Origin of the sequence: Mitsuaria sp. BK041 (assembly GCF_014193085.1) — a bacterium.
Taxonomy (GTDB): Bacteria; Pseudomonadota; Gammaproteobacteria; order Burkholderiales; family Burkholderiaceae_C; genus Roseateles.
In genome coordinates, this window is record NZ_JACHYT010000002.1 from 377,294 (window position 1) to 398,452 (window position 21,159).

At 70.3% G+C, this 21,159-nt stretch carries 21 protein-coding genes; 14 read left to right on the top strand and 7 right to left on the bottom strand.

Going from position 1 to position 21,159, the window contains the following annotated elements:
* Positions 1-20 precede the first annotated feature (20 nt).
* On the bottom strand, positions 21-638 hold the full coding sequence (locus FHT38_RS17520) for a TetR/AcrR family transcriptional regulator (protein ID WP_183492705.1): 618 nt from the start codon (positions 636-638) through the stop codon (positions 21-23).
* A 104-nt stretch (positions 639-742) separates the two neighbouring features.
* Between FHT38_RS17520 and FHT38_RS17525 the strand changes: the two genes are divergently transcribed.
* Entirely contained in the window at positions 743-2,242 is a 1,500-nt protein-coding gene (locus tag FHT38_RS17525) for an efflux transporter outer membrane subunit (protein WP_183492706.1), read from the top strand.
* A gap of 40 nt (positions 2,243-2,282) precedes the next feature.
* Here the strand turns inward: FHT38_RS17525 and FHT38_RS17530 are convergent, their stop codons facing one another.
* A complete protein-coding gene (locus FHT38_RS17530) occupies positions 2,283-2,783 on the bottom strand; it encodes an endonuclease V (protein WP_183492707.1) in 501 nt (166 codons plus the stop codon).
* Positions 2,784-3,013: 230 nt separating this feature from the next.
* Between FHT38_RS17530 and FHT38_RS17535 the strand changes: the two genes are divergently transcribed.
* Both FHT38_RS17535 and FHT38_RS17540 read left to right on the top strand, forming a co-directional pair.
* The gene (locus FHT38_RS17535) at positions 3,014-3,400 is read left to right on the top strand and encodes a response regulator (RefSeq protein WP_183492708.1); all 387 of its coding nucleotides are present in this window, start codon (positions 3,014-3,016) and stop codon (positions 3,398-3,400) included.
* Positions 3,400-4,314: a hypothetical protein gene (locus tag FHT38_RS17540; protein ID WP_183492709.1), complete on the top strand. Its 915-nt coding sequence runs from the start codon at positions 3,400-3,402 to the stop codon at positions 4,312-4,314. Before FHT38_RS17535 ends, FHT38_RS17540 begins: the two co-directional genes overlap by 1 nt.
* A 77-nt stretch (positions 4,315-4,391) precedes the next feature.
* On the opposite strand, the gene FHT38_RS17545 is transcribed toward FHT38_RS17540, so the two are convergent.
* Complete coding sequence (locus FHT38_RS17545) at positions 4,392-4,622, bottom strand: DUF3606 domain-containing protein (RefSeq protein WP_183482145.1); 231 nt, start codon at positions 4,620-4,622, stop codon at positions 4,392-4,394.
* A 358-nt stretch (positions 4,623-4,980) separates the two neighbouring features.
* Complete coding sequence (locus tag FHT38_RS17550; RefSeq protein WP_183492710.1) at positions 4,981-5,859, bottom strand: LysR family transcriptional regulator; 879 nt, start codon at positions 5,857-5,859, stop codon at positions 4,981-4,983.
* Positions 5,860-5,972: 113 nt separating this feature from the next.
* On the opposite strand from FHT38_RS17550, the gene FHT38_RS17555 reads away from it, so the two are divergent.
* Complete coding sequence (locus FHT38_RS17555; RefSeq protein ID WP_183492711.1) at positions 5,973-6,845, top strand: NmrA/HSCARG family protein; 873 nt, start codon at positions 5,973-5,975, stop codon at positions 6,843-6,845.
* Between the two features lie 31 nt (positions 6,846-6,876).
* Here the strand turns inward: FHT38_RS17555 and FHT38_RS17560 are convergent, their stop codons facing one another.
* The 3 genes from FHT38_RS17560 to FHT38_RS17570 are packed head-to-tail and all read right to left on the bottom strand — an operon-like array spanning position 6,877 to position 10,074.
* Complete coding sequence (locus tag FHT38_RS17560) at positions 6,877-7,380, bottom strand: GNAT family N-acetyltransferase (RefSeq protein WP_183492712.1); 504 nt, start codon at positions 7,378-7,380, stop codon at positions 6,877-6,879.
* Positions 7,381-7,405: 25 nt separating this feature from the next.
* Positions 7,406-8,074, bottom strand: a complete 669-nt coding sequence (locus tag FHT38_RS17565; RefSeq protein ID WP_183492713.1) for an SH3 domain-containing protein — start codon at positions 8,072-8,074, stop codon at positions 7,406-7,408.
* 29 nt (positions 8,075-8,103) lie between these two features.
* The gene (locus tag FHT38_RS17570; RefSeq protein WP_183492714.1) at positions 8,104-10,074 is read right to left on the bottom strand and encodes a hypothetical protein; all 1,971 of its coding nucleotides are present in this window, start codon (positions 10,072-10,074) and stop codon (positions 8,104-8,106) included.
* A gap of 237 nt (positions 10,075-10,311) precedes the next feature.
* Between FHT38_RS17570 and FHT38_RS17575 the strand changes: the two genes are divergently transcribed.
* The 10 genes from FHT38_RS17575 to FHT38_RS17620 all read left to right on the top strand — a co-directional run bounded on the left by FHT38_RS17575 (position 10,312) and on the right by FHT38_RS17620 (position 21,152).
* A complete protein-coding gene (locus tag FHT38_RS17575; RefSeq protein ID WP_091726457.1) occupies positions 10,312-10,638 on the top strand; it encodes a helix-turn-helix transcriptional regulator in 327 nt (108 codons plus the stop codon).
* Positions 10,639-10,683: 45 nt separating this feature from the next.
* Positions 10,684-11,187: an arsenate reductase ArsC gene (locus FHT38_RS17580; RefSeq protein ID WP_183492715.1), complete on the top strand. Its 504-nt coding sequence runs from the start codon at positions 10,684-10,686 to the stop codon at positions 11,185-11,187.
* Positions 11,188-11,191: 4 nt separating this feature from the next.
* Positions 11,192-11,890, top strand: coding sequence for an MIP/aquaporin family protein (locus tag FHT38_RS17585; RefSeq protein ID WP_183492716.1), 699 nt, complete (start codon positions 11,192-11,194; stop codon positions 11,888-11,890).
* The gene (gene arsH, locus FHT38_RS17590) at positions 11,883-12,659 is read left to right on the top strand and encodes an arsenical resistance protein ArsH (RefSeq protein ID WP_183492717.1); all 777 of its coding nucleotides are present in this window, start codon (positions 11,883-11,885) and stop codon (positions 12,657-12,659) included. Before FHT38_RS17585 ends, arsH begins: the two co-directional genes overlap by 8 nt.
* Before the next feature lie 124 nt (positions 12,660-12,783).
* Positions 12,784-13,902 carry an ABC transporter substrate-binding protein gene (locus tag FHT38_RS17595; protein ID WP_183482193.1) on the top strand — a complete coding sequence of 373 codons (1,119 nt, stop codon included), beginning with the start codon at positions 12,784-12,786 and terminating at the stop codon, positions 13,900-13,902.
* Positions 13,903-14,104: 202 nt separating this feature from the next.
* Positions 14,105-16,069: a TonB-dependent siderophore receptor gene (locus FHT38_RS17600; RefSeq protein ID WP_183492718.1), complete on the top strand. Its 1,965-nt coding sequence runs from the start codon at positions 14,105-14,107 to the stop codon at positions 16,067-16,069.
* Between the two features lie 16 nt (positions 16,070-16,085).
* The gene (locus tag FHT38_RS17605) at positions 16,086-16,655 is read left to right on the top strand and encodes a YfiR family protein (RefSeq protein WP_183492719.1); all 570 of its coding nucleotides are present in this window, start codon (positions 16,086-16,088) and stop codon (positions 16,653-16,655) included.
* Positions 16,652-18,502, top strand: coding sequence for a bifunctional diguanylate cyclase/phosphodiesterase (locus FHT38_RS17610; RefSeq protein ID WP_183492720.1), 1,851 nt, complete (start codon positions 16,652-16,654; stop codon positions 18,500-18,502). Before FHT38_RS17605 ends, FHT38_RS17610 begins: the two co-directional genes overlap by 4 nt.
* Before the next feature lie 125 nt (positions 18,503-18,627).
* Positions 18,628-19,746, top strand: a complete 1,119-nt coding sequence (locus tag FHT38_RS17615; protein ID WP_091726485.1) for an ABC transporter substrate-binding protein — start codon at positions 18,628-18,630, stop codon at positions 19,744-19,746.
* A gap of 254 nt (positions 19,747-20,000) precedes the next feature.
* Positions 20,001-21,152 carry a carbohydrate-binding protein gene (locus FHT38_RS17620; RefSeq protein ID WP_183492721.1) on the top strand — a complete coding sequence of 384 codons (1,152 nt, stop codon included), beginning with the start codon at positions 20,001-20,003 and terminating at the stop codon, positions 21,150-21,152.
* Positions 21,153-21,159: the final 7 nt, after the last annotated feature.

The following is a 21,159-nucleotide window of genomic DNA, read 5'->3' on the forward strand; positions in this document are numbered from 1 at the left end:
CTCGGCGAAAAGACGCGAATTCAGGGTGACAGGCTTCTCAGAACGAGGCTCGAGAGATGCGCCGGCGCTTCCTCGGCCAGGTGCAGGCTGTGCTGGAGCATGAGCGGGTTGAAACAGGGACGCAGGGCCAGGTAGATGGCCATGACCGTCTCGTCGAGCGGGGTCTTGCGCTCGAAGTCGCCGCTGGCGCGGCCTTCCTGCAGCACGTCGCGGAGCAGCTGCTGCACGCGCTGGTCATAGGCGGCGACCACGGCCCATTGCTCCGTGGCGGCCGAGGCGGCGATCTCATAGAGCTTGCGGTCCTGGAAGAGCAGCCGCAGGCTGGCCTCGGTGAAGGCCTTGAACAGGCGGCGGATCTTGTCTGGCGGCGATGCCGCGTCCGCCAGCGAGGCCGCGACCGAGCCCTCGATCTCCGCGATGCACTGGGCGCAGATCATTTCGCCGATGGCCTGCTTGGACTCGAAGAATTTGTAGATGTAGGCCTTGGAGAAGCCGATGGCCTTGGCCAGATCGGACACCGTCGTCTTCTCGTAGCCATAGCGGCTGAAGTGCTCGGTGGCCGCGGCGACGACCTGGTCGCGGACTTCGTGGTCGACGGGGCCACGCGAGGGCGTTGGGGCGCTGCTTGTCGTTTTCATCACGGCAGCTTACGCGACACGACCCGGATGGACAACGAGTGACCATTTGGTAATATAGTCACTACAAACATCCAGATCACGTCCAGCTCTTGAGAGGTCCCCCCATGTCGCGCAGCCTCGCCGCCGCATCCCTTGTTGCATCGCTGATGGCGGCCGGCTTGGCCGGATGTGCCGTCGGTCCCGACTACGTCCAGCCCCGGCCCGTCCTGCCGGAGCGCTTCCATGGGCAATCCCAACTGGACCAGCGACAGGCGGCGGCGGACGCCGACCTGGTGCGCTGGTGGGAAGGCTTCGGTGATCCGCAGCTGACGCGGGTCGTCACGCTGGCGCTGGCGCAGAACCTGGACCTCGCCCGCGCGGCAGCGCGTGTCACCCAGGCGCAAGCGGGCGTGGGCGCCGCCAACGCCGCACTGCTGCCCATCGGCAGCGTCAGCGGTCAGGCGGCGCGCGCCTACCAGTCCGTCGAAACCCCGCTCGGGCGCATCCTCGATTCGCGGCCGGGATTCGATCGCCACGGCAGCGCTTACGAGCTGAATGGCAACGCGAGCTGGGAACTGGACATCTTCGGCGGCCTGCGCCGTGAGCGGGAAGCCGCGATCGCCGAGTACCAGGCCTCGCAAGCCGGCGCCGTGGCGGCGCGGCTGGCCGTGGCCGCCCAGACGGCCGATCTCTACATCGCCCTGCGCGGACTGCAGGCGCGCCTGGTGATCGCGCGGGATCAGGTCCGCACGCGCCAGGACCTTCTGGCCACCGTCCGTCTGCTGAATGGCAAGGGACTGGCAGCCGACTTGCAAGTCAGCCAGGCCGAGGGCGCGCTGGCGCAAGCGCAGGCCACCATTCCTGAACTCGAGCAGGGCCTGGACGCGGCCAGGAACGCGCTGGACGTGATGCTCGGGAGCCCGGCGGGCACCGATGCGGCCAGGCTCGCGGACGCGGAGGTGCCCATCGCGCCGGGCATCGCCGGCATCGGCGCCCCGGCCGACCTGCTGCAGCGGCGGCCCGACCTGATCGTCGCCGAGCGGCATCTGGCCGCCTCGAACGCGCGCATCGGCGCGGCCATGGCCGAGTACTACCCCAAGCTCTCGCTGAGCGGCCTGATCGGCAGTGCGACGTCGGTGTCGGCGGGCCAGCTCTTCAGCGGCGGCGCGAGCCAGGCGGCCGGCGTCGTCGGATTGCGCTGGCGGCTGTTCGACTTCGGCCGCATCGATGCGCAGATCCGCCTGGCGCGGGGCCAGGAGGCCGAGATGCTCGCCGCGTACCGCCTGGCCGTGCTGCAGGCGGGCGAGGACGTCGAGAACGCCCTCACCGCCGTGGTCAAGCGCGAAGCGCAGGCGGCGGTGCTCGCCCAGGGCGTGGATGCCCTTCGGCGCGCGCGCGGGGCTTCCTTCGCCGCCTATCAGAAGGGCGTCGTCAGCCTGATCGAAGTGCTGCAGGCCGACGAGAACCTGCTCCGCGCCTCCGATGCGCAGGTCCAGGCGCGCACCGGCTCGGCCCGCGCGGCCGTCGGCGCCTTCAAGGCGCTCGGTGGGGGGTGGAGTCCGGACGCGGAGACGATTCACCGCGACCAGCAAAGCGCTTCGATGTGGAAGCCCAGCGGCGAATGAAGGCGTGACATCGGGACCGGGCGGCCGAGCCCGCCCGGCTTTACTCCTTGTTCTTCGCGAGACGTGCTGCGAGCTTCATGAGCGTCGGCACCCGCTTCCTGCCGTGCATTGACCGCAGCCGCACCTTCGCCGCGCCGATGTCGATCCCCGCGCAGGTCACCACCAAGGGCGGCGCTTCGTCTTCCCGCAGCACTTCCGACTGCGCAGACAAGCGCGGCAGGCTCTTCTTCGACACCCCGACGACCGGGATCGCGCCGCCGAGCGCCTCATACAGATGCCGGCCAACGCCCGGCGTTTCATCGGTATCCAGATGGACGAAGCCGTCGATCAGGAGGAGCTCGGGCGCGAGGCCGTGCTCGCGCAGCAGCTGCATCACGCAGGCGACTTCCCTCAGGTCGACGGCACCCCGGACGGCCTTCTCGACCGGCGCGATGGGCGAGACATAGGTCTTGATCGGCTCCGCCGCATCCCAGGCGTCGAAAGCCACCGCCGCGGCATTCGCCTGGGCACCGTCGAAATGAACTGCGACAACGAGTTTCATGCGCCGAATTATCAGCGTGCGCTGCGCGCCGTCCTGCATGGCAACGCCCGCGGGCATCCGCCCACGAGATCACCTTCCGCGTGGACCTGTCCCTCGCCTGAGGATCCGCCACGACGTCCGGGCACCGAGGCCCGGCACCGGGATTGCCGCATGCCTGCCATTGCCGCCGCGAACTGCGCTGAAGGTGAGGAATGGCGATGGAGGCGCGACACTCTTCCAAGACTGATCTGGTGGGGAAGGTCCTCTACATCGAGGACAACCCCGTCAACATCCTGGTGATGCAGCAGTGGGCGACCCGGTTCCCCGGCCTGCACTTCGAGGTGGCGGAAACGGGATCCGATGGCGTCGAGCGATTCCAGCGCTTCCGCCCGGACGTCGTGCTGCTGGACATGCAGTTGCCGGACTGCGATGGCCTCGAGGTCCTGCGCCGGCTGCGTTCCCTGCCCTCGGACAGCCGGGTGCCGGTGGCGATGGTGACGGCTTTCTCCGCGGAGACCGACCGGCGCCGCGCGCTGGACGCGGGCGCCGCCGCCTATTGGCTCAAGCCGGTGGACTTCAACCACCTCGAGCGGGAGCTGAGCACCTTGCTGTCGCGGGATGCCGAGCGGAGGCCGTGATGCTGCGCCGGGGTTCCGCACCTGAAGTCGACCCGTCCGCCCGGACGGACGGCCGGATCGCCTCGGCAAGTCCCTTCGCGACGCCCCAAGCGCCGAGCCGCTGGGGAGCCCCCGCCACCGTCGGGCTGCTCCTCGCCGCGCTGTTGATGCCGGCGACGGCGATCGCCCAGGAACCCGGCACGGGCTACGTCGTCCTGAACAGCTACTCCCAGCCGCCCTTCGTACAGGCTGGCGAGGCCGCCGAGAGCGGCCTGGCGCCGACCTTCGTCCGGCTGCTGCGAGACGCGTCCAGGCTGCCGGTGCCATTGACGCTGGAGACCGTGCCGCGCAAGCGCCTGGAGTTGAGGCTCGAAGGCCCGCGGTTTCAGGGCCTCGCCGTGTTCCTCGCGCCCGAGTTCCTGTCGGAGGAAGCCAGGGCCGGCAAATGGTCGGTGCCGCTGCTGGTGGACGAGAACGTGCTGGTGAGCCTGCGCCCGCTGCCGATGTCCTCGCCGGAGGACCTCGTCGGCATGCGCTTCGGCGCGATTGCCGGGCACATCTATCGCGTGCTCGGGCCGTATGTCGAGGCGCGGAAGATCAAGCGGGAGGATGCGCCTGACCACGTGTCCAACCTGAAGAAGCTCTGCCTGGGACGGGTGGACTTCGTGGTGATGAGCCGCTCCGAGCTGGCCGGCAGCGGCGAGCTCGCGGGATGTTTTCAGCCCTTCAAGTGGCGGTCGTTCCCGGAACCGCAGGTCATCGTGCGCCGCGTGGTCATCCGGGTGCCCGATGAGCGGGTGACGGACCGGCTGCTCGCCGCGACGGAAGCGGTGGCCTGCAGCCCGGCGTGGCACGCAGCCCTGCAGCGACACCAGCTCTCGACGGTGGGATGCAATTCGCCACGGAGCGCGCAGGACCCCACGCCGCGGCGCTGACTACGCGATGCGGCAGCCCCCGAGCTCAGCGCTCGCCTTCGGCGCGACCGCAGCGGGACCGGCAGTCGCTCGCGACCTCAGTTCGTCCCGGCACTGGACGTCCTGTCCGCATTCGTGGTCGCGCGAGTGCCCTTGAGGTACTCCTCGACGTTGGCGGCCGAGGTCCCGACCGCGGCGACGGCCTCCCGGATCTGCTGCGGCGACACATCGAGCTTCCTGGCCCACGCGTCCACCTGCCCAGGGTCGCCGACATCGACGAGTGGCCCGAGTTCACCGGAGGGCGAGGCGAAACTTGCTTCTTCGGACATGGCCTGCTCCCGGGCCACGACGCGGGCCCGCTCGCAGGCTGAGCGGCATGCTGCGTTCCCGCGGGCGACCCCGTTTCAAACTCGCCATGCGAGTGGCCCTGGGCTCGCGCTTCGACTCACTTCTTCCGGCTCTTCTTCTCTTTGTCGTAATGCCACTTGATGGCGAAGAACATGCCGGTGCCGAACACGAGCAGCTTGAACGTCACCAGGACGATCGGGATCCATTCCATCATTCTGAATACTTCCGGACTTTGACTGGGCGCCGTCATTCGCGAGGATCGCGACAGGTTGGCGCTCGGGTGCCGTCGATGCGGCCGGCGAATTCTCGCTTGCCGGCGAAGCCCTTGTCCCGCGCCGTCTAACCGGCCAGCACCAGCTGGCCATCGGGATAGCACGATGACATGAAGTCCACGAAGGCCTTGACCTTCGGGCTGGCCAGTCGTCGCGAGGTGTGGAGCACCCACAGATCCACCTCCTTGCCGCCCGTCGCGCCCCATTGCACCAGCGCGCCCTTCGCGAGCTGGTCCCAGACGATCGACTGCGGCACCTGCGCGACGCCGGCCCCGGCGATCGCGGCGTCGCGCAGCATCAGCATGGACGACAGCCGCAACACGGGCACCGGCTCCAGCGTCAGGCCGGTGCCGTCCAGGGGCCAGGTCTCGCCGTCGCGAAAGGCATTGACCACGGCAGGCACCCGCACCGGCGTTCTGCTTCGCCGCGGCTTCGCGATCGACGGCGCCGCCACCACGACGAGCCGGTCCTTGGCGAAGCTCCTGCCCACGAGCGTCGTGTCCGGCCGGGGGTTCGGACGGATCGCCACGTCGAACTGCTCTTCGACCAGGTCCACCACCCGATCCTCCGCCACCACCTCGACCGTGACGCCCGGATAGCGCTGGCGGAACTCGGCGCAATGACGCCCCATCGCGAGCTGCGAGAAGAGCACCGGGGCGGCCACCCGCAGCCGGCCGGCCACCTGGCCGTCGCCCTCCCGCGTCGCGGTGAACGCGTCCAGCACCTCGCCCATCGGACCCGCGGTCCGGCTGAGCAACTGCCGGCCAGCGTCGGTCAGCTCCAGCCCCTTGGCGCTGCGCTCGATCAGCCGCACGCCGAGCTGCTCTTCCAGATCCGCCACGCGACGCGACAGCGTGGCCTTCGAGCGGCGGCTGGCGCGACTGGCGCGCCCGAAGCCGCCGTGGGTGGCGACCAGGTTGAAGTCCACCAGGGCATTGAGGTCCATGTGTTCCGGATCCGAGACGGGATGTCTCGATTCTGGCGGCTGTGTTCATCGACTGCAACGGCCTATCTTTCGTCCGTCACCCCGACACACCCCTTCTTCAAACGGAGTTTCAAATGAGCATCCTCGTCATCGGTTCCACCGGAACCATCGGTTCCCTCGTCGTTCGCGGCCTGGCCGAGCAAGGCGCCCAGGTCCGCGCCCTGGTCCGTCAACCCGGCAAGGCGTCGCTGCCTGAAGGCGTCCAGGCCGTCGTCGGCGACCTCACCGACGTCGCCTCCCTGCGGGCGGCGATGACCGGCGTGCGCACCCTGTTCCTGCTCAACGCGCTGGTGGCCGACGAGCTCACCCAGTCGCTGCAGGCGCTGAACGTGGCGCGCGAGGCCGGCATCCGGCGCATCGTCTATCTGTCGGTCATCAACGCCGACAAATATCCGGAGGTGCCGCACTTCACCAGCAAGCACACGGTGGAACGGATGATCGACCGGCTGAGCCTGCCCGCGACGGTCCTGCGTCCGGCGTACTTCATGCAGAACGACATCGGCATCCAGCCGGTCATCGAGGGCTACGGCGTGTTCCCGATGCCCATCGGCACCACCGGCGTCGCGATGGTCGACGCGCGCGACATCGCCGACATCGCCGTGGCGGAACTGCTGCGCCGCGACCGCGCGGAAGGACCGCTGCCCGCGGTCACCCTCGACGTCGCCGGCCGGGAACTGTTCACCGGGGAATCAGCGACGGCCGTCTGGAGCCAGGCGCTGGGCCGCCAGATCCACTACGGCGGCGATGACGTCGGTGCCTTTGAAGCGCAACTGGTCCAGAACCATGTCCCGCCCTGGATGGCCTATGACCTGCGGCTCATGATGGAGCGCATCCAGCAGGTCGGCCAGATCCCGGCCGACGGCGCCGTGCAGCAGTTGGAAGCGATCCTCGGCCGACCGATGCGCACGTATCAGGCCTTCGTCGCCGAGCAGTTGAAGAAGGCCTGACGAGGCAGGCCGTGCCGCCGCGCGCGCACCGTCACGCGGGCGGCATGACGATGAACTCGTGCAGGTCGGGATCCTCTGAAGGCGACTCCTCGTGGACCGAGGCGAACGGCAGGCGCTCGAACGCGCGACGCCAGAAGCGCAGCGCCTGCGCATCCGCCCGGAACACGCAGATCAGCCACGGGTGGTCCGAGGCCAGCACCACCTGGCGGACCACCTCGGAGGCGAGGCCGCGACCGCGGAACTTGGGCAGCACGTACAGGTCGCAGAACTCCATGATCGACTGGCCGCGCAGGTTCTGGTGGCCGACCAGCAGCAGGCCGGCGAGCTGGCCTTCATGGCGGATCAGGTAGGCCCAGTCGAACGGGTCGGGCGTGCCCAGGCGCTCGAGGAAGTCGTCCAGCGAGGTGAATCGACCCGTCTCGTCGATGTCCTCGCCGGACCAGAACGACGACTCGAGTTCGTAGAACTGCCAGAGCCTGTCGAGGAGCGCGGCGTCAGCGGGCGTCACGCGGGTGAGCGTGAGGATGGGATTCATGATGGGTGGGAGCCCGCGCCGTGCGCTACTTCGCGTCGAGCGACGACGACCCGTCGCAGGTGGTCTCCTGGATGCCGCAGATCTGATCCAGCCAGGCACGGAAGCGGCCCTTGGGTTGGCCGGCACGGGCGGCGGGCGAAACCTGCAGGTAGGGCCGCATCTCGGCGGAGAAGCGGGATTCGTCGTAATCCACCTGCACCCAGCTGCCGCGGCAATCGACGAGGCGACCCGCCGTCATCGTGCTGCTGCCGTCGAAGACCAGGCCGTCCTTGAGCTGGACGGCGACGGGCGCCTTGGGGTCGGGGCGGGTGCGGCCGGTGTTGGCCTGCGACTTCACGATGAGCTTGCGTCCGCTGACCCAGCCCTCGCCTTCGTAGACCGGCCGCGCCGGTTGGCCCGTCAAGGCTTCATCGTCGAAGGCCTCGCGGATGCGGAACCAGCCGTTCGAGCTTGCGGTGACCTTCACCAGCGCGCGCGCGCGCATGCCGGAGCCATCGGTCCAGACGGGCGGCAGCTTGCCCAGCACCGGCGCGGCGCTCGACGGCTCCGCGCGCACGTTGAGCCCGGCGGGATCGGTCTCCTCGACGAAGGCGGCGAAGTCGCAGCTGGCCGGCTCCGGCGGACCGCCGGAAGCCAGGGCCGCTCCACCGATCCCGAGACCGATCGCCAGGATCAGCGCTCGGCTCGGCAGCAAGGACAAGGTCCCAAGGAAACCGAGGCCCCTCACCGCGCCTCCTTCGGCACCCACATCACCGTCGTCCTGAGCTGCGTGACCCCGCTGAATCCGAGCACGCGGTCCGACAGCGCCACCATCGTCGACGGCATGTCCGCGCGATCCGGCAGCAGCTCGATCGAGCGCACCGGCGTCTGGCTCAGCGGGCGCTCCTCGGCGTCGACCCAGCTCAGTTTCAGCAGCGTCGTGGCTTCCGCCGTCATGTCGGACCACGGCGCGCCGCGCACGACCTGCATGTGGAAGATCCGCTGACCGCGCCCGGCCAGTTGCGACATCGACCCGGTCGGCGGCAGGCCGGTGACGAGTTCGGTATCGAGCGGACCGGTGGTGGCACGCAGCGGCATCATCCCGCCGCTGACGCGCAGCATGCCGACGCCCGGGAGGTCGCTCCCGCTGCCCAGGCCGCGGACCCACGCCAGGGTGGTGCCTGTGACCTGGTTGAAGAAACCATAGTCGGTGACGTAGTTGGGGAACGCGGGTAGGTCCGAGGCGATCGTCGTCCGCGTGCCGCTGAGCGAGTTCGGCTCGATGGCGGCCAGTTGCTGGTCGAAACCGCTGATCGGATTGCGCCGCTTCCACGTCGCCATCACGTAGCGCCCCGACATCGCCAGCCGCTGCTGGCTGGTCGCCGATCCCTCGAGACGGACTTCGCGGTCCGTCGGCGCGCCGTTCATGTCGAAGCCGCGCAGCACCAGCGTCGGAGCGGTCCCGAAGAGGCCTGCGCGCTCCCACAGCAGCCAGACGATCCGGCCGTCCGTGGTGGCGGACACCGGACCGAACTGCACCGCCTGATCCGGGAAATCGCTCGAGCTGCGAAGGTTGATCGTCGGCCGCGTCGCGGACAGCGCGCCGCGAGCGTCGAAGCTCAGCAGCTGCACCTCCTCGGCCGGCCGGTTCTCCGCGCGACCCAGAACGACCGCTCCGCTCGCGTGCAGCATCGGCGGAACCACCCCGTTGCGGGACAGCCCCGTGTGGCGCAACGTGTCGAGCACCCGGCCGTTGCGATCCAGGCGCGACACGATCAGGTCGGAAGCCGTGCTCGCGCTGGACTGCTGGAACAGCAGCACCTCGTTGCCGACTTCCCCGACGGCGACGATCTTGTCCGCCTCCGGCAGCAACTCGCCGGCCATCGACTGCGCCGTCGCCGGCACCTGTGCGGAACGGTAAAGAGCGATGCCGCCGCCATCGCTGCCGATGTCGTAGCCGAGGAGCACCTCGGTCGTCTCGCGCAGCACCGTGCTGTTGGGCAGGGGCGCGCGCGTGCGCTCCTGGACGAGGCCGATGCCCGGCGCATACCAATCCGAGATCTCCAGCGTCGTCACCTCGCCCGGCGTGCCGGTGCTGCTGGGCACGACGCGCACCAGCGGCTTGGTGTCCACGCGAACCGCCTTGACCGCCACCATGCGGGGCAGCGCCACCGATTCCTCGCCGATCACGCGCGCATACATCGCCACGTCGACCGCGTCGGTCCGCTTGTCGCCGTCCACGTCGATCGCGGTGTCGGTGAAGCGCCGCTCCAGGATCGTCCATTGGTCGTCGACCCGCACCGGCGAGCGCAGCTGCGTCATCCGGACGGTCTCGCCCGATCCCTTGCCGGTGAAGTCGAACTGCTCCGTGACGACCACGCTGCCGCCTTCGAGCGCCACCCCATGCGACGCGGCGCCTTCGTTGCTCGCGTTGGTCGCCGACTCGGTCCAGGCCCCGCCCGACGCGGCGATCGTGACGTCCGTCGTGTAGGCCGGGCTGGCATTGCCCTGCACCACGCTGACCCCGCGATAGCGCCACAGGTGGCCGGTCGCCAGCGGCCGCAGCGTGGCCGCATCGGCCTGAAGCACCGCCCCGGGTGCCGGGGCCACGGGAATCAGCGACGCCGCGCCCGCCGGTGGCGGGCTGATGCCGGCATCCGATCCTCCACCCCCGCCACCACCGCAGGCGCTGAGCGCCACGACGCCCACGCACAAGGCCAACCATCCTCGCGCCCGGCCCCAAGCCGCGCGCGTCCTCGCATTCATGCCCATTCCTCGCTCCCTGGCCGGCCATCGCCGGTGGTCCTCGTTCTTTGAGCGGCGGAGTGTAAGGACTCCTGATGACCCGAATGGCGCCCTGAGCAAGCCAGCGCCAGCGGACTCGCTCGCCCGCCCCGAACCGCGGTGATCGGAAGCATTGCTCTCCGCCATCATTTCGACTATTCTCGAATGATGGAACAAGACGACGTCGTCCGCGCCCTGGGCGCCCTGGCCCAACCGCTGCGCCTGCAGATCTATCGTGCGCTGGTCGTTGTCGGCGACAGCGGCCTGACGCCCGGTGCGATCCAGGAGGGGCTGGGCGTGCCGGCCGCGACGCTGTCGTTCCACCTCAAGGAGTTGGTGGGGTCGGGTCTGGTGACGCAGGAGCGCTCCAGCCGCAACCTCATCTACCGCGCCGCGTACGCCCGCATGAACGAGCTGCTGGGCTACCTCACCGAGAACTGCTGCCAGGGCGCGTCCTGCGCCCTGCCGTCGGCCCCGTCCGGCTGCGGTTGCTGAATGCCCACGCCGTTGTCGCCCTCACCTCCCGGAAGCCGCTGAACCATGACCGTCCATGTGCTGATCCTCTGCACCCACAACTCCGCGCGCAGCGTGCTCGGCGAGGGCATGCTCAATCACTGGGCGAAGCACATCGGCAAGGACGTGCGAGCCTTCAGCGCCGGCAGCGCGCCCAGTGGGCGCGTCAACCCATTCGCCCTCGAGGCGCTGCAGGCCTCCGGCGTCGACACCGCGGGCTGCCGCAGCAAGAGCTGGGACGAGTTCACCTCATCGGACGCGCCGCCGCTGTCCATCGTCATCACCGTGTGCGACAGCGCCGCGGCCGAGCAGTGCCCGGTCTTCTTCGGCGGCACCGGTCAACCGGTCAAGGTGCACTGGGGATACCCGGATCCGTCCGATGCCGAGGGGGGCGAGCCAGGCAAGCGCCGCGCGTTCGAGCTGACGCGGCAGGCCATCGGCTACCGCATGCTGCAGCTGCTGCAACTGCCGCTGGCGACGATGGGACGGGCCGAACTGCAGCAGGCGCTGGCCGCCATCTCGCGGAGCTGACGCGATGGACCTGCGTCGCCAACTGCTCGCGGAGGGCCTGGGCACGGCCTTGCTGCTGGCCATCGTGATCGGCTCCGGCGTCATGGCCGAGCGGCTCGCCGGCGGCAACGCCGCCATCGCGCTGCTGGCCAACACCCTGGCCACGGTCGGCGGCCTGATCGTGCTGATCGAGGTCTTCGGCCCCATCAGCGGCGCCCACTTCAACCCGGCCGTCAGCCTGGTCATGGCCTGGCGTGGCGCGCTGCCTGGACCCGCGCTGCTGCCCTACGTCGTCGCCCAGCTGGCGGGTGCCGTGCTCGGCGCCTGGCTGGCGCATGCGATGTTCGACATGACCTTGCTGCAGTTCTCCTCCAAGCCACGCGCGGGCGCGGGCCAATGGATCGCCGAGGGCGTCGCCACCTTCGGCCTGCTGCTGGTGATCCTGCGCGCGCCGGCGTCGCGCGTGGCGGCCCTGGTGGCGGCCTACATCGGCGCGGCCTACTGGTTCACCGCCTCGACCTCCTTCGCCAACCCGGCCGCCGTGGTCGGCCGCATGTTCAGCGACAGCTTCGCCGGCATCGCGCCGGCCAGCGCGCCCGGCTTCATCGTCGCCGAGCTGATCGGCGCGGCCCTCGCCGTGGCCGTGAACCGCTGCCTGTCCCCGCCTCCCGGCGAGCTCCGCCACGCCCCCTCCCCCACCTCGACACCCGCGCCCCATGTCTGACACCCTCTTCCCCGATGCCGACTTCCCCGCGCTGGATGGCGCGCTGTTCGACGTGCCCAGCCAGGACCGCCTGACCGTGCCCGCGCCGTCGCGGCATCGGCCGCGCATCCTGATGCTGTACGGCTCGCTGCGCGAGCGTTCTTACAGCCGGCTGCTGACCTTCGAGGCCGCCCGCCTGCTCGAGGCGATGGGCGCGGAGGTGCGGATCTTCAATCCGGCCGGCCTGCCGCTGCCGGACGACGCTCCCGAGTCGCATCCGAAGGTGCAGGAGCTGCGCGCGCTCGCCGCCTGGTCCGAGGGCATGGTCTGGTGCTCGCCGGAACGCCACGGAGCGATGACCGGGATCATGAAATCGCAGATCGACTGGATCCCGTTGTCGACGGGATCGGTGCGTCCGACGCAGGGCAAGACGCTGGCGGTGATGCAGGTGTCGGGCGGATCGCAGTCCTTCAATGCGGTGAACCAGATGCGGGTGCTGGGCCGCTGGATGCGCATGCTCACCATCCCGAACCAGTCGTCGGTCGCCAAGGCCTTCGCCGAGTTCACCGAGGCAGGCCGCATGAAGCCCTCCGCGTTCTACGACCGCGTGGTCGACGTGATGGAGGAGCTCTTCAAGTTCACGCTCCTGACCCGCGACCTGGGCCCCTACCTGCTCGACCGCTACAGCGAGCGCAAGGAGAACGCCGCGGCGCTGGCCAAGCGCGTCGATCTCGCGGCGGCGACCGGCTGCTCGCCCGCAGCGGGAGCTAGCCGCTGCGGCTGCGCTTGACGGGACGGCGGCCGGGGTCGCGACCGGTCCTTGAGCACCGCGCGTCCTCCCCTCGCCCAGCCGTTATGACTCCCGCGGCCGCATTGACGACAATGCGGGACCCCGCACGCCCGCCGTCACGACCATGACCCTCGCCCTCCCTCGCGCTGCCCGCCGCTTGCTGGCCCTCCTCTGCCTGGCCGCCGCGCCGGCGGTCCATGCCGACATCGTCGTGGGCCAGGTCGCCCCGTTCAGCGGACCGCAGGCCGTCACCGGCAAGGCCATCCGCGCCGGCGCCAAGCTGTGGATCGACGAGGTCAACGCCCGCGGCGGCGTCCGCGGCCAGCGCATCAAGTTCGTCACCCGCGACGACGCGCAGAAGCCCGAGGAAACGGTGCGGCTGGTCAAGGAAATGATCGCCCAGGACGCTCCGACGGCGCTGATCGGCACCGTCGGCACCTCCAACCTGGAAGCGCTCAAGCAGGACGGCGTGCTCGAGAAGACCCACGTCTCCATGGTCGGCGCGATCTCCGGCGCGACCAGCATCCTCACGGCGCGCGGCATGTATCCGGTCAAGGCGAGCTACCGCGAGGAAGTCGAACGCCTGTTCCGCCAGCTCGGCGAGATGGGCCGCACCCGCGTCGCGGTCGTCTACCAGGACGACGGCCTCGGGCGCGACGCGCTGGCCGGCGCGCAGGCCTCGGCCAAGACCCACGGCCTCACGCTGGTCGCCCAGTCGGGTTACGCGCGCAACACCACCGAGGTCGGCAAGGCGGTGGACGAGATGGTCAAGCAGACGCCGGACGTGATCTTCCTCGCCGCCACGACCGCCGCCGCGATCGAGTTCACCAGCCGCTACCAGGCCGCCGGCGGACGCGCCGGGCTGTACGGCATGTCCATCATCGACGTGCAGGCGCTGCTCAAGAAGCTCGGACCCGAGCGCGCGCGCGGCTTCGCCTTCTCGCTGGTGCTGCCGACCGACGACCGCCTGGACCGCGAGGTGGTGCGCGACTACCTGCGCCTGAGCCAGAACGCCAAGGATCCGGAACTGTCCTCGCGCTCGCTGGAGGGCTTCATCGCCGCCAAGGCGCTGGTGCGCGCCCTGGAGCGCAGCGCCCCCGGCGCGGCCGCCCTCACCGAGACGCTGGAACGCGGCTTCGAGACCGACGTCGGCGGCCACCGCCTGACCTTCGGCAAGGGCCAGGCGCCGTCGCGCTACGTGGACTTCGCCGTGCTCGGCGTCGGCGGCCGGCTGGTGCGTTGAGCACCGCGGAGCTCGCGTCACGCCATGGGCCTTCGCGGCGAGCGGCGGCGACGCTCGACCGAGGTCCGGCTTCCGAACAGTGCAACCGTCCCCGCCGTTCATGTCGCTTCCGTGAAGTCTGACAGCGCGCTTTCCGCCCTCCGTCGCTAAGCTTCGCGACCTCCCCACCACCACCGCCGTTGCCGCCGCACGGCGTTGCCTCGTGAAGTACCTGATCGCATCGGCCGCATGCGGCCTGCTGGGCCTGCTCACGCACGCGGGCGCCCATGCGGCGCCGGGCGCGGAAGACGAGGACCAGCTCGAGGCGCTGCTCCGGCGCGAGGTGCAAGGCCCGTCGCGTTACGCCCAGAGCCTGATGGACGCGCCCGCCGCGGTCAGCGTGATCACCCGCCAGGAGTCCGCCGCGCTGGGCCACCAGACCATCGGCGACATGCTCGGCCGCCTGCCCGGCGTCTACCTCGGCAACACGCGCAGCTACAGCAACCTCGGCGTGCGCGGGTTCAACCGGCCCGGCGACTACAACTCCCGCGTGCTCATGGCCATCGACGGCCAGCGCGTCAACGACGCCATCTACGACCAGGGCCTGCCGCAGCTGGAATTCCCCGTCGTCGCGGAATGGGCCAAGCGGGTGGAGCTGGTCCAGGGGCCGGGGTCGTCGATCTACGGCAGCAACGCGCTGCTGGGCGTCGTGAACGTCGTCACGCTGGACGGCGCCGACGCGCCGGGCCTGTCCGTGCTCGGCAGCGCCGGCTCGCGCGGGCAGCGCCGGGTCGAAATGCATTACGGCGCCACCGACGCCGCGGGCGGCGACCTCTTCATCGGACTGAACCTGCAGCGCACCGCCGGCGAGACGCTCTTCCTCCCGGAGCTCGGCACCGCCGACGGCTGGATCCGCGGCCTGGACGGCGAGCGCCAGGCCGCGGTGCTGGCCAAGTACCGGCTCGGCCGTTGGAAGCTGTCGATGGCCGCGGTGCAGCGCGACAAGGACGCGCCGACCGCCCCCTACGGCACGCTGCCCGGCGTGTCCGGCACCCGCTACACCGACCGCCAGCTGATGGTCGAGGCCGCCTACGACGAGGGCTGGCAGGACGACCTGCGGCGCAGCCTGCGCCTGGGGCTGTCGCAGTACGACTTCCGCGGCCGCTACGTCTTCGGCCAGTCGCCGGACGTCATCGACCGCGACGAGGCCTATGCCCAGTGGCTCACGCTCGACGCGCGCGTGCTCTGGCGCGGCCTGCTCAACCACGAGCTGATGGCCGGCGCGGAGATCCGCACCTCGCCCTACGGCATCCAGCGCAACTACCAGGTGGCGCCCTACGAGTCGCGGCTCGACAGCGACGTCTCGCAGGATTCCGCCGCGCTGTCCGTGCAGGACCAGTGGCGTTTGTCGCAGCACTGGCAGCTGACGACCGGCCTGCGGCTGGACCACGCGCGCGGCTTCTCGCCGGCGCTGTCGCCGCGCACGGTGCTGGTCTTCCGGCCGGACGAACGCCAGACCCTGAAGTTGATGTGGGCGCGCTCCTTCCGCTCGCCCAACCTCTACGAGCGCTATTACGACGACGGCGGCCAGACGCAGCTGGCCAATCCGGGGCTCAAGCCCGAGCGGCTCGGCTCCGCCGAGCTCGCCTGGGAATACCTGCTCGCCTCGGGCCAGGCGCTCAGCGCCAACCTCTACGACACCCGCCTGAACCGCCTGATCGAACAGGTGCCGCTCAGCGACGACCCCGACGCCGTGGTGCAGTACGTCAACCGCGGCCGCGTGCGTCTGCGCGGCCTGGACCTGGGCGTGGAGCAGCGCGTCGAGGGCGGCTGGCTGTGGCGCGCCAGCGCCTCCTGGATGGACGCCCGCGACGAGCAGGGCCGGCGCCTGAGCAACGCGCCCACCTGGATGGTCAAGGGCCATGCGATCACGCCGCAATGGCGAGCCTGGCAGCTCGGCGTCGAGTGGACCGCGCTGGGCACGCGGCTGGGACGCGTGAAGGTGCCGCCCGCCTGCTTCGTCAACGCCCAGCTGAGCTACCGCATCGACGCGCGCCAGAGCCTGGCGTTGCAGGTGGACAACCTGCTGGACCGCGACAACCTCGACCCCTCATCCCCCGACGCCGCGCTGAGCGCGATCCCGCAATCGCGCCGCGCCTGGCGCCTGGCGTGGCGCACCGCCTTCTGAGCCGCCGACGATGCCGATGCGCGCTCGCCTGCTTCGACGACCGACCGACCTGCGCCCCTGGCGCATGGCGGCGCTGCTGCTGCTCGCGCTCGCAGGCGCGGCGCCGCTGCGCCCGGTCGCGGCGCAGGCCGCCGGACCGGACGGCCTGAAGGCCGAGGTGGTCTACCGCGCGCTGATGTTCGTCAACTGGCCCGCGGAGCGGGAACACGGCCGCGCGCTGCAGCTGTGCACCGCCGGCGACAGCGGCCTGGAGACGGCCCTGCAGGGGCTGACCGGGCGCTCGATCCGGCACCTGGCGATCGAGGTGCGCCGCCTCGCCCGCCCGGACCAGCTCGCCGGCTGCCACCTGCTCTACCTGTCCGAGCCCAAACCCGCCTGGCGCGCCCTGCTCGACCGCCAGCCCGTGCTGGTGCTGTCCGACCAGGCCGGCATGCTGGACCAGGGCGCCATGCTCAACCTCCAGATCGAGGACGGGCGTATCGTCTTCGACGTCGACCTCGACGCCGTCCGGCGCGCCGGCCTGGCCATCAGCGCGAAGCTGCTGCGCCTGGCGCGCTACGTGCGTCACCCCGCCACTTCGCCATGAACGCCAAGATCCTCGACGCGCTGGAACGCTGGCGCGAGCTGGCCGTGTCGCTGGCCGCGCTGCTCACCTTCGCCCTGCTGCTCAGCGTGATGCAGTACTGGCGGTTGCAGCAGCGCCAGCTCGAGGACCTGCGCACCCAGGCCGGCATCGTGGCGCAGACGGCCTCCGCCGCACTGGTCTTCGACAGCCGCGACGAGGCCGGCGAGATCCTGCAGGCGCTGCGCCAGAATCCCGCCACGCTGCGGGCACGGCTGCTCAAGCGCGACGGCCAGCCGTCCGCGGTCTACACCCGGCCGGCCGCGCAGCGCTCGCGCCTGGAGGCCTGGGCCGGACAGGTGGCGCTGGAGGTGCCGGTGATGGCCGACGGCCAGGCGGTGGGCACGCTGTCCGTCGAGGCCAGCCGGCTGCCGATGTGGTGGGACCTGGCGCAGTTCATCGGCGCGACGCTGGGCACGCTGGCGGCTACCGCCGGCCTGGCCTGGCTGCTGTCCAAGCGGCTGCGCGCGCAGATGCAGGAGGCGGAGCGCCGCACCCGCTACCTCGCCCGCTTCGACGCGCTCACCGACCTGCCCAACCGCGAGCACCTTCGCCGGCTGCTGGAGAAGGCGCTGCGCCAGGACGGCGGCGCAGCGCTGCTGCTGCTGGACCTGGACAACTTCACCCAGATCAACGACCAGTTCGGCCACGCCGCCGGCGATGCGGCGCTGCAGGCGACCGGCCAGCGCCTGCGCCAGCTCTGCCGGCCCGGCGACGCGGCCGCGCGGTTGTCGGCCGACGAATTCGCGGTGCTGCTCTCCCCGCGGCCCGACGCGGCCGCGCTGCAGGCCTATGCGCAGCGCCTGCAGGCGGGCCTGGCCCAGCCGTTGTTCTTCGACGGCCACTGGCTGCACCTGCATGCCAGCACCGGCGCCGTGCTGCTGCCCGACCAGGCCGACGACGCCAGCGATGCGATGCGCTGCGCCGACGCGGCGATGCGCCAGGCCAAGCAGATGGGCAAGGACACCTTCCAGCTGTTCACGCCGCAGCTGGGCGAGGCGCTGCAGTCGCGCCTCGCGCTCGAGAACGACCTGCGCGAGGGCCTGATGCAGGGCGAGTTCCAGCTCGCCTACCAGCCGCAGTACGACGCCACGCGCCGCATCCGCGGCTTCGAGGCGCTGGCGCGCTGGCGCCATCCGGAGCGCGGCTGGGTCTCGCCGGCGGACTTCATCCCGGTGGCTGAATCCTCCGGCCTGATCGTGGAGCTGGGCCTGGCGATGCTCGGCCAGCTGCGCCGCGACCTCGACGGCTGGAAGGCCAAGGGCCTGGGCTGCCCGCCGGTGGCCATCAACCTGTCCTGGGAGCAGTGCCGCAAGCCGCAGCACCGCGAGCGCTTCCTGCAGCAGCTCAAGGCGCTGCAGCTCGGCCCGGGCGAGGTGGAGTTCGAGCTCACCGAGAGCCTGAGCTTCGAGGACATCGACAAGCCCGATTCCTTCGTCTTCACCCTGCAGGGACTGGGCTACGGCCTGGCGATCGACGACTTCGGCACCGGCTACAGCTCGCTGGCCTACCTGCGCCGGCTGCGCTGCCGCAAGATCAAGATCGACCGGCTCTTCGTGCACGGGCTGGCGGCCAACGACGACTCGCGCATGCTGGTGGAGTCGATGGTGCGGGTGGCCCATGCGATGCGCATGTCGGTGGTCGCGGAAGGGGTCGAGCTCGACGCCGACGAGGCGGCGCTGATCGCCATGGGCTGCGACCTGATGCAGGGCTTCGGTTTCTGCAAGCCGGTCCCGCCGGCGCAGGTCGAGGCCTTGCTCGCCGGGGGCCTGGTGCGGCCGGTGTCGCCCGCGGAACCCGCCGCGGATTGAAACCGTCGTGAATTTGTCCACGGTCAATCTGGAAAATCCGGAGTTGTGACAAGTACGCACATCTTCTGTCGGCGGCATCACGGAAGATCCTGCCCTTTTCAGAAGTGCCAGGAAGTGCCACGCCCATGAACCGCCGTCACCTGCTCCAGAACTTCGCCGCGCTCGCAGGCGCCGGCAGCCTGCCGGCCTTCGCTGACAGCACCCGCATCCTGCTGGGCCAGTCGGCGCCCTTCAGCGGCCCGGCCCGCGAGCTGGGCGAGCAGTTCAAGGAAGGCGCGATGCTGGTGTTCGACCAGGTCAACCAGCGGGGCGGGGTGAACGGCCGGCGCATCGAGTTGCGCAGCCTGGACGACGGCTACGAGCCCGAGCGCTGCGCGGCCAACACCCGGCGTCTGATCGAGGACGGCGTCACCGCGCTGTTCGGCTACGTCGGCACGCCCACCACGCTGGCCGCGGTGCCGCTGCTGACGGCCGCCAAGGTGCCGCTGGTGGCGCCCTTCACCGGCGCCGAGGCGCTGCGCACGCCCTTCAACCGTCACCTCTTCCACATCCGTGCGTCCTACAACGACGAGGCGGCCGAGATCGTCAAGCAGCTGATGGCGGTGGGCATCAAGCGCGTCGCGGTGTTCCTGCAGAACGACAGCTACGGCCAGTCGGGCCTGGCCGGCGTCACGGCGGCGCTCAAGCAGCACAACCTGGCGCCGGTGTCGCAGGGCACGGTGGAACGCAACTCGGTGGACGTCAGCGGCGCGCTGGGCTCGATCATGGCCGGCCAGCCGGAGTGCGTGGTCCAGATTGCCGCCTACAAGTCCTGCGCCGCCTTCATCCGCGCCTCGCGCAAGGCCGGTTTCCTGGGCAACTTCTACAACCTCTCCTTCGTCGGCGCGCAGGCGCTGGCGGCCGAGCTGGGCAAGGATGCGCGCGGGGTGGTGGTGTCGCAGGTGGTGCCCTTCCCGTTCTCCGGCCTCACGCCGGTGGCCGGCGAATACATCCAGCGCTGCAAGGCCGCCAACAAGGAACTGGGCTACACCGGCATGGAAGGCTTCATCGCCGCCAAGACCATGGTGGAAGGCCTGCGCCGCGCCGGCAACAACCCGACGCCCGACAGCGTCATCAGCGGCCTGGAAGCCCAGAACGAGCTCAACCTCGGCGGCTTCTACATCAACTTCTCCAGCCAGCGCCACGCCGGCTCGCGCTACGTGGACATGACCATCCTGACCGAGGACGGCAAGGTCCGGCGCTGATCGTCCAGGCCGCGGGCGGGTTGTCGCGGCAACCGCTTGTCACCAACGCGCGCAGCGCCTGCGGGTTTTCCCGCGAGACATTCTGAAAGCGCTTTCAGATAGTTGGGACCCAGAGGCCACGGCGCGCCATCACGCGCCAGCGGCCCTTCAGGCTTACCGCTGCATTCGGGCGTCGACGCCCGGTCCGCCGGACCGGGACCCGGAGACGCCGTGACCTCGCGCGCGTCTCCTCCACTGGTTCCGAGGAGATCCCCATGACACGCTGGATTCGATCGCTGGCCGCGGCCGCGCTTGCTTTGACGGGCCTGGCGGCGCAGGCCCAGAACTGGCAACTCGTCTGGCAGGACGAGTTCACGAACGGCATCGGCCCCCACTGGCGCTTCGAGACCGGCACCGGCTCGGGCGGCTGGGGCAACAACGAGCTCCAGTACTACCGCCGCGAGAACGCGAGCGTCGAGAACGGCCAGCTCGTCATCACCGCCCGGCGCGAGGACTTCGGCGGCATGCGCTACACCTCCGCGCGCATGACGACGCAGGGCCTGGCCACCTTCAAGTACGGGCGCGTCGAAGCGCGCGTCAAGGCGCCGTCGAGCTCGGGCATGTGGCCGGCCTTCTGGATGCTGGGCAGCAACATCACCTCGGTGGGCTGGCCGGCCTCCGGCGAGATCGACATCATGGAACACGTCAACGCCGATCCCGACATCCACGGCACCATCCACTGGCAGGGGCCGGACGGCGGCCATGCGTCCTACGGCGGGCACACCGCCACCAACGTCGCGGACTATCACGTGTACGCGGTGGAGTGGGACGAGCGCTTCATCCGCTGGTTCGTCGATGGGCGCGAGTACCACGTCGTCGACATCACCAACAGCGTCAACAGCACCGAGGAATTCCATCGCGACTTCTTCCTGCTGCTGAACCTGGCGGTCGGCGGCAACTGGCCGCAATGGAACATCGACGAGAGCCGGCTGCCCGCGCGGATGTACGTCGACTACGTGCGCGTCTACCGCAAGGACGGCGGCACGCCGGCCTTCACGACGACGCTGCAGGCCTCGGACTTCGCGCTGCAGTCGGGCATGCAGCTGGAGGCCTCGAGCGAGGGCGGCCAGAACCTGGGCTGGATCGAAGCCGGCGACTGGGCGGTGTGGAACCTCAACCTGCCGCAGGGCGGCACCTACACCGTCGAGTACCGCGTCGCCAGCCTGAACGGCGGCGGCAGTCTGCAGCTGGAGATGGCCGGCGGCGCGCCGGTGTACGGCGCGGTGGGCGTGCCCTCGACCGGCGGCTGGCAGAACTGGACGACGGTCTCGCACCGCGTGACCTTGCCCGCCGGGCAGCAGCAGATCGCGGTGAAGGCCAATGGGCCAGGGTGGAATCTGCGCTACGTGAAGATCACGAAATCGTGATCGCTGA

Excerpts from the sequence above, each read along its gene's own strand:
- FHT38_RS17610 (WP_183492720.1), top strand. The coding sequence starts at position 16,652 with ATGAACGCCAAGATCCTCGACGCGCTGGAACGCTGGCGCGAGCTGGCC.
- FHT38_RS17540 (WP_183492709.1), top strand. The coding sequence starts at position 3,400 with ATGCTGCGCCGGGGTTCCGCACCTGAAGTCGACCCGTCCGCCCGGACG.
- FHT38_RS17605 (WP_183492719.1), top strand. The coding sequence starts at position 16,086 with ATGCGCGCTCGCCTGCTTCGACGACCGACCGACCTGCGCCCCTGGCGC.
- arsH (WP_183492717.1), top strand. The coding sequence starts at position 11,883 with ATGTCTGACACCCTCTTCCCCGATGCCGACTTCCCCGCGCTGGATGGC.
- FHT38_RS17595 (WP_183482193.1), top strand. The coding sequence starts at position 12,784 with ATGACCCTCGCCCTCCCTCGCGCTGCCCGCCGCTTGCTGGCCCTCCTC.
- FHT38_RS17615 (WP_091726485.1), top strand. The coding sequence starts at position 18,628 with ATGAACCGCCGTCACCTGCTCCAGAACTTCGCCGCGCTCGCAGGCGCC.
- FHT38_RS17575 (WP_091726457.1), top strand. The coding sequence starts at position 10,312 with ATGGAACAAGACGACGTCGTCCGCGCCCTGGGCGCCCTGGCCCAACCG.
- FHT38_RS17550 (WP_183492710.1), bottom strand. The coding sequence starts at position 5,859 with ATGGACCTCAATGCCCTGGTGGACTTCAACCTGGTCGCCACCCACGGC.
- FHT38_RS17555 (WP_183492711.1), top strand. The coding sequence starts at position 5,973 with ATGAGCATCCTCGTCATCGGTTCCACCGGAACCATCGGTTCCCTCGTC.
- FHT38_RS17520 (WP_183492705.1), bottom strand. The coding sequence starts at position 638 with ATGAAAACGACAAGCAGCGCCCCAACGCCCTCGCGTGGCCCCGTCGAC.
- FHT38_RS17525 (WP_183492706.1), top strand. The coding sequence starts at position 743 with ATGTCGCGCAGCCTCGCCGCCGCATCCCTTGTTGCATCGCTGATGGCG.
- FHT38_RS17620 (WP_183492721.1), top strand. The coding sequence starts at position 20,001 with ATGACACGCTGGATTCGATCGCTGGCCGCGGCCGCGCTTGCTTTGACG.
- FHT38_RS17530 (WP_183492707.1), bottom strand. The coding sequence starts at position 2,783 with ATGAAACTCGTTGTCGCAGTTCATTTCGACGGTGCCCAGGCGAATGCC.
- FHT38_RS17580 (WP_183492715.1), top strand. The coding sequence starts at position 10,684 with ATGACCGTCCATGTGCTGATCCTCTGCACCCACAACTCCGCGCGCAGC.
- FHT38_RS17585 (WP_183492716.1), top strand. The coding sequence starts at position 11,192 with ATGGACCTGCGTCGCCAACTGCTCGCGGAGGGCCTGGGCACGGCCTTG.
- FHT38_RS17545 (WP_183482145.1), bottom strand. The coding sequence starts at position 4,622 with ATGTCCGAAGAAGCAAGTTTCGCCTCGCCCTCCGGTGAACTCGGGCCA.
- FHT38_RS17560 (WP_183492712.1), bottom strand. The coding sequence starts at position 7,380 with ATGAATCCCATCCTCACGCTCACCCGCGTGACGCCCGCTGACGCCGCG.